The sequence below is a fragment of the Sodalinema sp. genome (assembly GCF_046483825.1).
Classification (GTDB): domain Bacteria; phylum Cyanobacteriota; class Cyanobacteriia; order Cyanobacteriales; family Geitlerinemataceae; genus Sodalinema.
The window spans coordinates 1-13572 of sequence record NZ_JAWOCL010000259.1 but is presented as its reverse complement, the minus strand read 5'-3'; the positions used below and the strand labels follow the sequence as shown (position 1 = coordinate 13572).

General features: G+C 53.9%; 13 protein-coding genes and 1 pseudogene. 6 read left to right on the top strand and 8 right to left on the bottom strand.

Features of this window, described 5'->3' with window-relative positions; genetic code table 11:
* Positions 1-387: 387 nt before the first annotated feature.
* The 8 genes from psb28 to R6U67_RS16610 form a co-directional block, all read right to left on the bottom strand.
* Positions 388-723, bottom strand: coding sequence for a photosystem II reaction center protein Psb28 (gene psb28, locus R6U67_RS16645; protein WP_087708925.1), 336 nt, complete (start codon positions 721-723; stop codon positions 388-390).
* Positions 724-850: 127 nt separating this feature from the next.
* Complete coding sequence (locus R6U67_RS16640; protein ID WP_410253591.1) at positions 851-2869, bottom strand: tetratricopeptide repeat protein; 2019 nt, start codon at positions 2867-2869, stop codon at positions 851-853.
* 131 nt (positions 2870-3000) lie between these two features.
* A complete protein-coding gene (locus tag R6U67_RS16635) occupies positions 3001-4707 on the bottom strand; it encodes a GH3 auxin-responsive promoter family protein (protein ID WP_410253590.1) in 1707 nt (568 codons plus the stop codon).
* 101 nt (positions 4708-4808) lie between these two features.
* Positions 4809-5687 carry a lysophospholipid acyltransferase family protein gene (locus tag R6U67_RS16630; protein ID WP_410253589.1) on the bottom strand — a complete coding sequence of 293 codons (879 nt, stop codon included), beginning with the start codon at positions 5685-5687 and terminating at the stop codon, positions 4809-4811.
* A gap of 138 nt (positions 5688-5825) precedes the next feature.
* Complete coding sequence (gene tadA, locus R6U67_RS16625) at positions 5826-6326, bottom strand: tRNA adenosine(34) deaminase TadA (protein ID WP_410253588.1); 501 nt, start codon at positions 6324-6326, stop codon at positions 5826-5828.
* An 18-nt stretch (positions 6327-6344) separates the two neighbouring features.
* Positions 6345-7028 carry a helix-turn-helix domain-containing protein gene (locus R6U67_RS16620; RefSeq protein ID WP_410253587.1) on the bottom strand — a complete coding sequence of 228 codons (684 nt, stop codon included), beginning with the start codon at positions 7026-7028 and terminating at the stop codon, positions 6345-6347.
* Positions 7029-7055: 27 nt separating this feature from the next.
* Positions 7056-7526, bottom strand: coding sequence for a Dps family protein (locus R6U67_RS16615; protein ID WP_410253592.1), 471 nt, complete (start codon positions 7524-7526; stop codon positions 7056-7058).
* A 174-nt stretch (positions 7527-7700) separates the two neighbouring features.
* Positions 7701-7961, bottom strand: a complete 261-nt coding sequence (locus R6U67_RS16610) for a ParB N-terminal domain-containing protein (protein WP_410253586.1) — start codon at positions 7959-7961, stop codon at positions 7701-7703.
* A 219-nt stretch (positions 7962-8180) separates the two neighbouring features.
* Between R6U67_RS16610 and R6U67_RS16605 the strand changes: the two genes are divergently transcribed.
* The 6 genes and pseudogenes from R6U67_RS16605 to R6U67_RS16580 all read left to right on the top strand — a co-directional run.
* Entirely contained in the window at positions 8181-8297 is a 117-nt protein-coding gene (locus R6U67_RS16605) for a photosystem II reaction center protein I (RefSeq protein ID WP_087709011.1), read from the top strand.
* A gap of 211 nt (positions 8298-8508) precedes the next feature.
* Complete coding sequence (locus R6U67_RS16600) at positions 8509-10728, top strand: DUF3769 domain-containing protein (RefSeq protein ID WP_410253585.1); 2220 nt, start codon at positions 8509-8511, stop codon at positions 10726-10728.
* Positions 10729-10764: 36 nt separating this feature from the next.
* Positions 10765-11253, top strand: a complete 489-nt coding sequence (locus R6U67_RS16595) for a hypothetical protein (RefSeq protein WP_410253584.1) — start codon at positions 10765-10767, stop codon at positions 11251-11253.
* A gap of 49 nt (positions 11254-11302) precedes the next feature.
* The gene (locus R6U67_RS16590; protein WP_410253583.1) at positions 11303-11920 is read left to right on the top strand and encodes a Uma2 family endonuclease; all 618 of its coding nucleotides are present in this window, start codon (positions 11303-11305) and stop codon (positions 11918-11920) included.
* A gap of 87 nt (positions 11921-12007) precedes the next feature.
* Entirely contained in the window at positions 12008-12934 is a 927-nt protein-coding gene (locus R6U67_RS16585; RefSeq protein WP_068787476.1) for a DUF4007 family protein, read from the top strand.
* Positions 12931-13572, top strand: a pseudogene (locus R6U67_RS16580) (hypothetical protein); the annotation flags it as partial. The gene R6U67_RS16585 and the pseudogene R6U67_RS16580, both read left to right, overlap by 4 nt.

Sequence of the window (13572 nt, the reverse complement as noted above, 5' to 3'; positions counted from 1 at the left end):
CGGCCGATTCAGGGCTGAATTGTTTCTGCCATCCTGTTTTCAGTGTGATCCCATTTTTCGAGATGTTTGCTATCGATCTGACACCGAGCAGGGCGAACCGCTATCCCCTCCACGCTCGGGGTTAGGGCGGGGCTCTCGGACAGACATCTATGGCACGACTTCTGAAAATTGGTATGAAAACCCCGATGTTTTAAGGACATCGGGGTTTTATAGCAGTCGCCAGATGGAACAAGACGTCAGAAGAAGATACCAACTCAGATCGATCACATGATGATAACCGGGCTTGATCCCAATGAACTGTCAACTGCTATCACTGTTTTTTAAAAGGGTTTTGATATCGAGTTGAGTCCAACTTAGATTCATCTAAATTGCGATGTGATCGCCGGCTTAGGCTTTGGAAAAGCCAAGTCCATTTTCTTGGGCATACCGCTCCATAAACCGCATGAAGCGATCCCATTCTTGCTCAGATTTAATCGGGTAAATGGCTTCTACGGCTTCGGCTTGACCATTAACAAACTTTCCTTTGACTTCCCGAGTGACCAGTTCCCCTTCTTCGTCAATGAGGTACATACCGGTGATTTCTTCTCCAAATTCAGGGTCGAGGGCTTGCGGGTTTTGGAAGTAAAAAATCGCCCGTCCATTCGATCCATCTTTGGAACGGGTTAAACGCACGTCGGGGACGACGTCTTCTTTAACACCCTTGGCAAATTCAATACGAGCCATACGTTTAACTAGATCAGAAACATCGGCTTCAACTTAACACAGGTCGCGACCCCACGGGTAGTTCAGGGGTTCGGTGCAAGATTCACGTTCTCTTGAGGGTCCATTCACTAACGCTTCGCTTATCACGTCAGAGCCGTCCCATAATCTCGGGTAATAGGGTCGCTGGAAGCCGATTAAAGGCTTTCGCTTGGGCTGCCATGCCGCCGAAGTCATAGCAGGCTCGTAAGGTACGCACGATCGCATCTTGAGCGGTTTTTTGTCGCTGGGGTTGCGATCGCCAACCGTGAAAGGCGGCTAGATGTTGCTCTAAGGCCGCTTCAATATGTCCTAAGCGGTGTTGGGGATCGCATTGAGGATGAACTCCTAAATAGTAATAGGTTAAACCGAGATTGTTATAGGTGGCGTAACGGTCGAAACTCAGGGCCGTTTGTGAGGCGGCGACGTCAATGGCGGTGCGATAGGAGTTGATGGCTTGGTGCAAAATAGCGAGAGCCTGTTCTGGGGGCGATTGTTGGGCCAGATGCCAATAGGCGGTTCCCAGGTTGTTTTGGGTGGCGGCACAGCCGGCGGGAAAACGCTCGGGGGTGCGGTAGGTGAGGGACTCTTGATAGGCGATGATGGCTCGCTGCAAGTTCTCTAGGGATGTCCCGGAGTCGGAGAGGGTCCAGTAGGCGGTTCCCAGGTTACTCTGCAACATGGCGTAGGTCATTTCATCGCGATCGCAGGTGTAATAGGTCAAGGCCGCTTCATAGGCGGCAATGGCTCGCTCTAAGCAAGGTTTGGGAGCTTCAAACTGGGCTAGACTCCAATAAGCGGTACCGAGGTTATTTTGAATCGAGGCCTCTTGAGCTAGACGGGAGGGACTGTCGGCTTGGCGTTGGGACGGGTTCAGGGCTGTTTCAAAGGCGGCGATGGCCTGGTGCCAGTCGTTGGCCTGTTGGCGAGTGCGACCGAGATCAGCCCAGACGGAGCCGAGATTGTGATGGAGGGTGGTTTCAACGTCGGGTTTGGGGACGGTTTCTAGGGTGGCGATGGCCTGTTGATAGGCTTGGAGACTGGCTTCTAATTCCGGCACGCGGCGATCTCGGTGGTCATGGCGACCGAGGAGCCAATGGAGGGTTCCTAGGTCGTTAAAGGTGGCTAGAAGTCGTCCTGGCTCTTCGGGAGGGGAGATCTGCCAAGATTTTAGGGCCTGACGATAGGCGGCGATTCCGACTCGGGTACATTTGACTAAATCGCAGTCTTGTTGGAGGCGATCGCGGTAGAGGTTCGCGAACTCCTGATATTGGATGGCCAGGCGATCGCCCGGAGGTCGTAAACGGTGCAGCCGTTCGATTTGCTGTAAGCGGTCTAGGGGCTGATGTCCGGGTAGTTCATCCTGGGTGATGGTAACCAGTTGCACGAGAGACCTGGGAACAAATTGCCACACCATTGGCTCTGAAGAGCCTGTTGAGAGAGAGCCTGTTGAGGGAGAGGCTGAGGCGGAAATGCTAACGGTTTCTTGGGGAACGGTGTTTTGAGGTCTGGGAGGGGTGGCGGTTTGGGCGCTGGGGCTAGAGTGGTGAAGCGGACGCTGGTAATGGCTGGGTAGGGGTTCACTACAAAATTCAAAGACTCCGGTACAAGATCGCCAAAATTCTGGAGCGGAGTGTTGAATTTGGTAGAGCCAGGGTCGAGAAATCCAAAAGACTAAACTGCCAAGACTCTCGTCAGAGGTTTCAGCATCCAATTGGGATAACTGTTGAGGAATTTCTCGTAGTTGCCGCAGAAAAGACCATTGTAAGTTGGCAGATTGACGGGTAAAGTCTGCAATTCCCAAGAGTTGTAAACAAATGGCACTACTGCCTGAGATTTTTTGAGGTAATCCTTGACGGATCTGCTCTAAAATTTGGGTTTGTGTGGGAGTCAGTTGAATGCTGGCTAAACAGGTGGACTGACTTAAATCGGCTTCTGATTGTAAGGCAATGGCTAACTCACTGGCATGAGTTTTATCATCACAGACCGCTAAAAAGATCTGCCGACGCAATCCGAGGGCGATCGCCAATTTCAGGCGTTGATAGACCTGTTGATTCCAACTCGATGGCTCCGGTGAGGTGACACCCGAAGCCATCAATGAACTTGGCGAGAGAGCAAGAGGCACAGACATAAACGGGTTTGAAGGAACGAGGGATGGCCAAAACGATTGCACCGGCTAATCCCTATTTCATTCCTGGAGTTCCCTGCTCAGGATAGTCTTGGCTTCACTCTTCGCTCCAGACGATTCTGGCAAGAGCGTCATCAGGACACTTCCTGGGGTGTTAATGGACGGTCTTCGGGGAGTCTCACCTCTTGGGCTAGGGGTAAGTTAGCGAGAAACTCTCGATCCTCGGTGATATGGGGAAATTTCAACTGAGAATCGGGAATGCCACGCTCAACTTGTTCCTGTCGTAGCAAGTCGTAACTTCCTGGCTTTAATAGACGCAGCCGTGGTGCGGGAATGTCACTACCCCGAGAAATTTGATAGTGGGTGTTTTCGGCGGCGAGTTGTTCATCAAAGCGACGCAAGAAGGCAACGGGATCGCTGAGTTGGTCGCCTGGGGCGAGTTCGATATTGACTAAATAACGGGCGGGAAATTCATCGCCGGATAGGGTTAGGCAAAAGTCCTCAAAGGTGATGCCAAATTCGGCTTGTAGGCGATCCATGACACGGGTGGCATGGTCTTCGGTGGTTTTTTCGGTGGTGGAGGACATCATGCCGCCGCTGCGGTGTTTGAAGACAATGAGGGGGGCTTGGTTATAAAAGCCAACGACTTCGATGATATCGCCGATGTCATAGCGGAAAAAGCCGCCATAGCTACTGAGGAGGATGCGATAGCGTTCTCCAATTTTAACTTCACGGGGAAGTAGGGTTTGGGGCTGCTCGACGTGCCATTGAGATTCGGGGATAAATTCAAAAAAGCCGGTTTCTAGGGAGAGAATACTGCCGTCGGTGTCGAGATCGGGGTAGATGCTAAAGGTGCCTTCGGCGGAGGAGAAGACAGCACCAAAGATGGGGGTATCGCCGAAGTATTCGGGGAAACGGCGGAAGTAAAAGTCGGAGGTTCCTCCTCGGGCGGCGGTGACGAAAAAGGACTCAGGCCAGACCTGTTTTGGGGTGAGTCGGCCGTCTTGTTGCAGCACCTGACGTAGCTCGGCGGCGCGTTGGGGGTCAGGACTAAGGAGGGACTCAAGGGTGGGGCGTAATTCGGGTTCTAGGGGCAGCCAGGAGGCGATGGTTCCCTGTTCGATGTCTTGGATCATCTCTTCGCCGTAGCGTTCGAGATAGTTGCACATGCGCAGGATCAACATGGGAAAGTTGGCAATCATGCCTCGGGTGCTGCGATCGCTGACGGCGAAGAGAATGGCGATGTAGTGACGGGCGACGCTATCGGCGGGGAGGAGGCTTTCAAAGGGATTGGCGAAGAGGACTTTATAGAGTCGTTCGTCCATGCGCATGACACCGACACTGGCGGGGCCATAGTTGATGCCGCCTTCGGTGGTTCCCCACATGAGGGCGGAGTTGGTGAGGAGGAGTTTGCCGAATTTCAGCCCCCGACGTTGTAGGGCCTGTTGGACGAAACCCATGCTGGTGAGGTTGGCTCGACGTAGGACGGTTTGGGATTTGCGGCTGGTGGGGATGAGTTTTTTCTTGCCGGTGGAACCGCTGGTTAGGGTGATATAGACGACGGGATCGGGGAGGAGGACGTTGGTTTCTCCTTGGGCGATGCGATCGATGTAGGGTTCGTAGCTGGCATAGGGGAGAATGGGCATTTTTTCCCGAAATTCAGCGACGCTTTTGATCTCGGAAAATCCGTAGTCTTTGCCAAATTGGGTGTCCTGATAGTCTCGCAATAATGTCAGTAGAAATTTGTCTTGGACTTGTTCAAGGTTGCGGGTTTTGCGAATAAATCGTTCTCGAAAAAAGCTGGTAATTAGGCTAATGAGAAGTAGGGTCGGATTCGCCATGTTTTCGCAGAGGCTGAAAAAAACTCGATTATTATATCGCAGTGTTGGAGCAAAATTTGCGCAACATTGGCGATGTGGGTTAAGGCAAGATTTTAGGGATGTTAGGGGCTGACTCGTTGGTGTAGGGCGACTAGGGCGGATTGGACTCGCGCCATGAGGGATTTGGCGGCTTGTTTGGAGCCAGTCTTTTCTAAATCGGGTTGGACGGCGATCGCCTCGCCGATACAAACTGAGACATCACAACGAAATTTCGGGGTGCCGCTACTGTAACGAATGCTGATGGGGACAATCTGAAGCCGACTCCCTGGGGTGGCCTGGCCAGAAGTATGCTCCTGATTCTGCTCGTCAAGGGGCTGCTCACGGTTGGCCTGGCTGCGAACGGCTTGAACGGCTAAACGTCCTAAGCCGGGTTTCATGGTATAGACTTGTTCGGGATCCGGTTGGCATTTCTCTAGGTTTCGTTTGATAAAAAAAACGTTCCCTTCGGGAAAAATCACTAACATCTGTTGATGGATGAGTAATTCTAAGCCATGACGTAAACTGCCGATTCCGGCTCGCCCGAGATCGACGGGGAATGCCCCGAGACGTCGCACGAGACAGCCTTGGAGGCCTTGGGTTTCGTTGGCGGAGGTCATGAAATGAGGATGTTTGCCGCTGATGGGGTGGCCGGCGGCGTAGGCGACGAGAATCGGGTCCCAGCGGGAGCGGTGGGTGGGAGCGAGGATTGTGGCGCCGGATTGGGGTAGGTTCTCTTGGCCGCTAATGTGGATGTGGCGGAAGTAACTGGGTAAGACGAGATAGCGGGCCAGGGGATAGAGGATGGCGGTGAGCCAGGGTGAGACTTGGGAGGAGACGGAGGTGGGGTGAACCGGGGAAGACATGGAGGGATTGGCAGATGCGTTGGGGGGTGAGGTGTTGGGCAGGTAGGTGCTGACGTGAGTGTCGGAATCCGGTTGGGCGGACGAGTGCAACTGAGTCATGGATTTGGGGGAGAGGTGACGACAGAATCGGATCCGGTTGGGGGAGTGAGAACGGGTCTCAGGGTCACTCTAGCTAAGGTTGGCTTGGGCTGAGTTGTTTTTAGGTTAAGGGGATCTCGTCACGGGGAAATTGCTGGTTCAGCCAGTTTGTTGGGCTGTCTGAACGCTGGGTTTGGGCGGGCGACGCTGTGCGAACCAGTGGTGCAGTTGTTGCCGGCAAGACTGCTCTAGGATACCACCGATGACTTGGGGGGTATGGTTCGAGACGCGGCTGTTGGGCAGGTTGACGACGGTACGGATGGCGCCGGTTTTTGGATCGTCGGCGCCGTAGATGAGTTGGCTAATGCGAGACTGGACGATCGCCCCGGCACACATGGGACAGGGTTCGAGGGTGACGTAGAGGCGACAGCCTTGGAGATGCCAGCGGTTGAGGAGGCGGCCGGCGTCTCGTAGGGCGAGAACTTCGGCGTGGGCGGTGGGGTCGCGATCGCGCTCTTTGCGGTTACTGGCACGGGCGATGAGTTGATTCTGGGCATCGACGACGACCGCCCCGACGGGAACCTCTCCTTGTTCTCCGGCTTCTTGGGCCAGGTTCAGGGCGTAGTTCATCCATTGTCGATGCTGCTGGAGTTCTTGCATGGTCTGAGTTTTCCCTCGCTAGTGGCGGTCTGGGAGGGGGTCAACTTGGGCTCGCCAGAGGAGGCAGTCGCCGTGATAGTAGCCGCGATGGGTGATGCGGACGCGATCGCCGGGGTTGGCCTGTCCTTGTTTGAGTTGATGCTGCTGGGGGTTGTAGGGAACGATCGCGTCAATGTCGCCAATGGGAATTAGCCCCCAATCTTCTAATAGCTGCTGCAAGGGACGGATGAGGGGCAAGATATTCTTGGCCGGAAGCTGCGGGTTTTGCTGCACCCTCGCGGCGGCGGTGGGCCAAAACCGCAGGAAGGATTCGAGTTGCTCTAAACTCTCCCGTTGAAAGTCCTGTTGCAGTTGGCTCGATTGTTGGTCGAGTTGGGCTTGCAGCCGTTGGTATTCTTGTTTGAGGGACTCCCCATCCCTCAGGTCAGAGTCGCCGGTTGCGGTTACGGTTGGGTTGGACGGGCGATCTAGGGCGGCGATGAGTTGACTGGGACTGAGGTTCAATGCCTGACTCAGTTGGCAGAGAACTCCCCAACGCAGGTTTGAGAGCGGCCCGGTTCGCACTTGTCGTACTTGCCATTGGGAGACGGCGGCGCGGCGGCTGAGTTCCCGAAAACTAGAAATTCCCGCCTGCGTCATGAGGGTACGCAGGCGGTCGGTTCGATTGGTGGTGGATTCAGTGGCGGATTGAGATTTGGTCATCCGTCAGAGGGATTGGCTGATTGGGCTTTAGCCTTCGAGGAGGCTACGCAACATCCAGGCGGTTTTTTCGTGGATTTGCATCCGTTGGGTGATGAGGTCGGCGGTGGGTTCGTCGTTGGCTTCTTCGACGATGGGGAAGAGGCTGCGAGCGGTGCGGACGACGGATTCTTGGGCTTCGACCAGTTGTCGAATCATCTCTTTGGCGGCGGGGACGCCTTCGGGTTCGGCGATGGAGGTGAGTTTGGCGTACTGGCTATAGGTTCCGGGGGCGGCGTAGCCGAGGGTGCGGATGCGTTCGGCGATTTCATCGACGGCCATGGCCAGTTCGGTGTATTGTTCCTCGAACATGGTATGCAGGGTTTGGAACATGGGACCGGTCACGTTCCAATGGAAGTTATGGGTGGTGAGGTAAAGGGTGTAGGTGTCGGCGAGGAGGTGAGAGAGTCCTTCGGCGATCGCTTTGCGGGATTTCTCGTCGATACCGATTTCGATGGGCATGGTGGGCATACAATAGGCTCCTAATGAATGGTTGAGATCTGGGATAGGGTGAATGCTTTTGTTTGGGGCGTTACACCCTACTGTTACAAAGTTTAAGCTAATTTTGCGGCTTCATGTCTCTATCGGAGGTGGGAAGCCCAACGCGGCGGTTCAATCGATAGGGGGAGATTGGGGCTAAGCGAGGTGCATTTTGAGGACGGCTTTGGGGGCGCGACGCACTCGACAGCGTATGGTCTGATGGCCGAGTCGTTGACAGGCTTCGTAGCGATGACAGCCGGAAAATCCGTAATACTGTCCGTCTACTTCGAGAACGTCGATGGGTTCCTGGAGACCGATTTCGGCGATGGAGTCCATGAGGGCTTTGACTTTGTTGGGGTCGTTGGCCCGAGGGAGGGGACGGCGAATTTGGGCGATGGGGATGTCTTCGAGTCTCATGGGTGCTGCTCAATCGGGCGGGGATGAGCGGTGATGATTGACTATCACTTCTAAAGTGTACTCATAATGATTATGGATTGTCAAGATTGGGGGATAAGTTTGACGATCGCGGGCAGGAATGGGCAAATTAACGGTAAGATGGGATACGGTTTTAATGCGGTGGGCGCGATCGCAGCCGGCCGTGAAAAATATTTTTGTAAATCCCTCGGAGTTCAGATCATGGTAGCCCTTAAACTTGTCGTTTACGCTGTTGTCGCGTTTTTCGTGTTGTTGTTCGTGTTTGGATTCCTTTCGAGTGATCCGGCACGGAACCCTGGACAGCGGGACGTGGAATAGAGATTGATCTCAAAAGCTGTGAAACGTGCCTGAATGACGTTGCACAGCCATGAATCGATAACAAATAGGTGGGGTGCGGGTTCCTCGCACCCCCCTTGCTGTCTGGGGGCGATCGCCAGTACTCTAATCAACGCATCCTCCATATGATTGGCTGGCCTATGGGACTCACTCAACCCGTTACGATGACATCGATCTTTTTGCGTTTCGTCAGATGACTTATCCGGCGCCTCCCCCCACCCCTGCACCGATGGTTCAGGTTGCTATGGACAAGCAACTGAAGTCATCTCCTGAGTTGGATCTCGGACAAGTCAATGAACTTGCGTCGAAGATGTCGCCTGGGGATGAATCGGCAAGGACGTTGACTGTTGAGCGGGCGATCGCCCCTCCTGAACCCAGTCCAGTTCCGATGACCCGTCCGCCTTTAACCATTCCGCCCCTCACACCGAGTTCTGGGATGTTTCCGGTTCCAGATGAGGAGGGGGATGAGCCAGCCTTTAAACCCTTGTCAGAGGACAATCTTGAGGTCAATGGGCAAACGTTACAGGGACCCTTGGAACTTGAGACGCCGATTGAAGTCACGGCTGATTATCAGGAGTTTGACGAGCGGCGGCAGATTTTTACGGCGGTGGGTAATGTGGTGATGCGCTATCGGGATTCGGTGCTAGATGCCGATCGCCTGGAGGTGAATCTACTGACGCGGATGGCGCGAGGCCAGGGGAATGTCGCCTTAGCTTTGCCGGGACAAGTGCTGCGAGGAGAGGAGTTTCGCTATAACTTTGTGCAACAAACGGGGGAAATTCGGCAGGCCCGGGGGGAAGTTACCAGTGAGCGGCGTTTGGGGAGTGCGACGGAGGCCGAGATTGGTTTGATTGAAACCCCTGGTAGCACTCTGTTGCCGGTGGCGGTGGATGCGCGGGGGTTGACGGATGCGCCTCAGAGTAATCGCATTCGCGATCAGCAGCCGTTGCGGGTGAGTCCGGGGGGGAGTATTGAGTTAGGGGTTGGCGGTGGCCAGGGACTTCCTGGTACTCAAGGCGCGGGAACGATTAATAATTTCCGTTTTGAGGCGGGCGAGGTGACGTTTACGGCCCAAGGCTGGGAGGCGGAGGATGTTAGCATCACCAATGACCCGTTTTCACCGCCTGAGTTGGAGATTCGGGCCGATCGCGCCCGGTTAAGGAGTATTGATCCGCTGCGGGATGAGTTGCGCCTGGAACGGCCGCGATTGGTGTTTGATGATAATTTTTCGATTGGGATTCCGCGACGACGGTTTATTTTCGATCGCCGGGAACAACAGGAGCCGTTTTTGCAGATTGGCTATGATGGGCGCGATCGCGGTGGCTTGTTTGTGCAGCGGCGGTTCAATTTGGTGGATACGCCGGTGTTTTCTCTGAGTGTCACCCCTCAGTATTTTGTGGAACAGGGGATTCGTGATGGCAATTTTGTCAAGTTAGATAACTTTGGTACGGTGGTGCAGGCTCGGGGCCGTTTTTCGCCGACGACGATTCTGACGGCGGATGTGGATGTGCTGAATCTGGATTTTGCTGAGTTTGATTCGGAGGAGGATTTACGGGCCAGTGCGCGGTTGTCGCAGTTGGTGGGGGATCATACGCTGACGGGGGAATATGGGTTCCGCGATCGCCTCTTTAATGGGTCGTTGGGCTTTCAGACGGTATACAGTAGTTTTGGGGCGGTGCTGTCATCCCCTCAATATACGTTGGGGTCGACGGGAATTTCTCTGAATTATCAGGTTGGGGTGAACCGGATTGAGTCGGATACCGATGATTTAAGTCTGTTGGAGCCGATTCGGGAGAATAATCGGGCCTCTTTGACGCGCTATCAGGGGAGTGCGGTGTTGCGGCGCGGCTTTACCCTCTGGCAAGGGGAGGCGTTACCGCCGACGGCGGAGGAGGGGTTACGCTATACTCCCGTGCCGGTGGTTCCCTTTGTGCAGGCCTATGTGGCGGCTCGGGGCATTGCTGGGTTTTATAGTAATGGGGATTCGGAAACGTCGTTACAGGGAACGGTGGGGATGCAGGCCCAGTTTGGTAATTTTTCCCGCAATGTCTTGGATTATACGTCGCTGAATATTGAGTATTCCGAAACCTTGGGTTCGGGAGAATCGCCGTTCTTGTTTGACCGCATTGCTGACCCGAGGGTGTTACGCTTGGGCCTAGTTCAACAAATTTATGGGCCGTTTCGGGCTGGGGTGCAAACGTCGATTAACTTGGATTCGGGGGAGAATTTTAGTACCAACTTTACGCTTGAATATAGCCGCCGCACCTATGGGGTGACGATTTTTGTGAATCCGCAACAGGAGATTGGGGGGTTGAGTTTACGGATTAGTGATTTTGATTGGAATGGCAACACGCGATCGTTTAGCAATCCTGAACGCTGTGCGGTGCGGGGAGGGTTGCGGTGTACTCGCTAGGGTTGAGATGGTTGTTTGAGTCGATTGTTCATACCTTTGAGACAAGCATTGGTGCGGGATTCTACGGACAAGGCAGCACGACGAGAGGCGATCGCTCTCCTGAGGTATTATGGCTTCGATTTAGCGGGGGAGACGGCGGAGGGGTTTGTGGAACGCTGGCGACAGGAGATTCCTGTGCATTGGTTGCGCCTGGCGATTCTGGAGGCGTTGTATCAGGGGCGCTATAAGGGAGTTTCGGTGAATCAGTTGTTGGTGTTATGGCAACGGCGGGGGATGCCGGTGCAACATTTTAATGGTGAGTTTGAACGGTTGATGTGTGGGAGTTTGCCGGGAGTGGTGCGGCTAGAGGAGGAGATTCCTGAGGCTGAACCGATTGAGATGGAGGAGTCGTTACCGGAGGAGGGACGAGAGATGGGACTGCATGAGCCGATTAACCCGTTTCGGCCGTCTGAGGGGCGATCGCCGTTATATGAGAAGTTACAGCATTTGGCGCAACCGGAGCGGGATGAGGATACTTTAAACTAGGGGTTGGTGAGGGTGAGAGCCTAGGTTGTGATAGTGAGAGGTTGAGACTATGGGTTTAGCAACATCCCCCCCAGTGGTTGAGGTGGATACGTCAGAGGTGCGTCGAGGCTACAGTCTGGAGGACTATCGACGCTTTGAGGCGGAGTCGCTGGAGCGTCACGAGTATCGAGATGGGGAGGTAGTGACGATGACGGGTGGTTCTGAGGCCCATAATACGATTACGGTGAATTTGGTGGTGTTGCTGGGCTTTTTGCTGCGAGATAGTCCGTTGCGGCTGTACAGCAGTGATTTGCGTTTGTGGTTGCCTCAGTACAACCGCGCCACCTATCCTGATGTGATGGTGGTGGAGGGGGAGCCGGTGTTTCAGGACCAGCGAAGTGATGAGATTCTCAATCCGACGCTGATTGTGGAGGTGTTGTCTCCGTCAACGGCGGCTTATGATCGCGGGGATAAGTTCCGCCGCTATCGTTCGATTCCCAGTTTTGCCGAGTATCTGCTGGTGAGTCAGCAGGAGCCGTATGTTGAGCAGTTCTCTCGTCGGGATGAGGGGGTGTGGGAGTTTCGGGCGTTGGAGGGGTTGGAGGGGGCGATCGGGTTTCCTCGCTTTGATGTGGAACTCCCGCTTGGGGAGATTTATCGGCGGGTGCGCTTTGCTGAGACGGCGTGAGCTGGGGGCTATTGGGTAAGGGGGCAAGTTGTGCCAAACTCAAACTAGAGGCATAATGAGAAACCCTGCCCTGATTTCCGAGATGCTATGGTTGCCACGTCAACGGCCCTATTCCCCGATTTGCGAAAAGTTGCCTTTGCACGCCATGAGACGTTTCACCCCCGTTTTGGTTGGCTGAAAAAGGGGTTTGATGCAGCGCAACAAGAGGCTCAACAGGGTGAAGCGGTTGGAATCTTCACCGCTGATGATGCTGTGGTGCGTTTGGGGGTGGGGAAGAATATGGTGCGCTCTATCCGGTATTGGTGTAATGCGTTTCAGGTGTTGGAAGATGATCAGCCGACGGAGTTGGGTGAAAAATTACTCGGGGATGAGGGGTGGGATACGTTTTTAGAAAATCCGGCTTCCTTGTGGTTGTTGCATTGGCAGTTGCTGCAAAATCCAGAAGAGGCTACGGCTTGGGCGATCGCATTTTTTGGCTTTCATGCGGTTGAATTTTCTCCAGACGATTTGTTGGCTAGCTTGGAACAGTATAGTGAGGCAAGTCCGGGTAAGAAAACAGCGGTGTCTTCTCTAAAGAAGGACATGAACTGTATTCTTAGGATGTATTCAGAACCGGAACTTCAGCGGGGAGCGATTGAGGATTCTATCAATAGTCCGTTTTCTGGGTTGGGCTTGATTTCGCGATCGCGCAAGCAGTATAAGTTTTGTATTGGGGAAAAGGAAAACTTACCGCCAGAGATTATTGTTTATGCCTGTTTAAAGTTTGCTGAAACGAGCAGTGCGAAGACCATTTCTGTGTCACGATTAACCTATGACCCCCACAGTCCAGGGTTGACGTTTAAATTGCCGGAACGGGTGATTTGTGATGCGATCGCCGATGTGGAAAGCCGTGACCCTCGTGTGGCGGTGCGGGAGTCGGAGGGATTACTACAATTCTCCTTCACGGAAGATCCAAACTCCCTCGCAGACGATATCCTAGAACAGTATTATACGGAGCCTGTCGCTGCCCTATGAGTCAGCCCCTTTCCCAAATGTTTCGCCTCAACCGCCGCTATTCTCGTTCGATTGATGTAGAGCGCGATTTTGTCAATGCGGATGCGCTCAAGGGCTATATTCTCACCGATCGCGCGGTGGATACCCTAGAGCGCCTGCTGACGAGTTTAAACGATCCTCAGGGCGATCGCGCCTGGACGCTCACCAGTGTCTATGGAACGGGAAAATCGTCATTTGCTCAGTTTTTCACGGCGCTATGCAGTGCTGAGACGGCGGAAACGGGACAATTGGCACGGCAGATCCTGGCGGTTGCCGATGTGGGGTTAGAGGACCAACTGGAGGCAATTCCCGCTCAGGGATTTGTCTGTGCGGTGGCGAAGGCGCAACGGGAACCGATTAGTCACACAATTATTCGGGGTTTATTACGGGGATCCAAAGAATTTTGGCGCAGTAAACCCGGTAAAAAACCGAGTATTTTAGATGAGTTACAATCCCGAGTTGACAACTTGGCGGCTGAGCCGAATTTGCCGGGAAATTTAGTTATTAATTGGATAAAAACAGTATCTTTTGCGGCTAAGGCTCCGGTTTTATTGGTTATTGATGAACTGGGTAAAACTCTGGAATATGCAGTTTATGCAGAGGGAGCTGAAGATTTATAT

What these genes read in the sequence shown, in the direction of transcription:
- R6U67_RS16585 (WP_068787476.1), top strand. Translation starts at nt 12,008, where the DNA reads ATGGTTGCCACGTCAACGGCCCTATTCCCCGATTTGCGAAAAGTTGCC.
- R6U67_RS16590 (WP_410253583.1), top strand. Translation starts at nt 11,303, where the DNA reads ATGGGTTTAGCAACATCCCCCCCAGTGGTTGAGGTGGATACGTCAGAG.
- R6U67_RS16600 (WP_410253585.1), top strand. Translation starts at nt 8,509, where the DNA reads ATGACTTATCCGGCGCCTCCCCCCACCCCTGCACCGATGGTTCAGGTT.
- R6U67_RS16605 (WP_087709011.1), top strand. Translation starts at nt 8,181, where the DNA reads ATGGTAGCCCTTAAACTTGTCGTTTACGCTGTTGTCGCGTTTTTCGTG.
- R6U67_RS16620 (WP_410253587.1), bottom strand. Translation starts at nt 7,028, where the DNA reads ATGACCAAATCTCAATCCGCCACTGAATCCACCACCAATCGAACCGAC.
- R6U67_RS16610 (WP_410253586.1), bottom strand. Translation starts at nt 7,961, where the DNA reads ATGAGACTCGAAGACATCCCCATCGCCCAAATTCGCCGTCCCCTCCCT.
- R6U67_RS16640 (WP_410253591.1), bottom strand. Translation starts at nt 2,869, where the DNA reads ATGTCTGTGCCTCTTGCTCTCTCGCCAAGTTCATTGATGGCTTCGGGT.
- R6U67_RS16635 (WP_410253590.1), bottom strand. Translation starts at nt 4,707, where the DNA reads ATGGCGAATCCGACCCTACTTCTCATTAGCCTAATTACCAGCTTTTTT.
- psb28 (WP_087708925.1), bottom strand. Translation starts at nt 723, where the DNA reads ATGGCTCGTATTGAATTTGCCAAGGGTGTTAAAGAAGACGTCGTCCCC.
- R6U67_RS16630 (WP_410253589.1), bottom strand. Translation starts at nt 5,687, where the DNA reads ATGACTCAGTTGCACTCGTCCGCCCAACCGGATTCCGACACTCACGTC.
- tadA (WP_410253588.1), bottom strand. Translation starts at nt 6,326, where the DNA reads ATGCAAGAACTCCAGCAGCATCGACAATGGATGAACTACGCCCTGAAC.
- R6U67_RS16615 (WP_410253592.1), bottom strand. Translation starts at nt 7,526, where the DNA reads ATGCCCATCGAAATCGGTATCGACGAGAAATCCCGCAAAGCGATCGCC.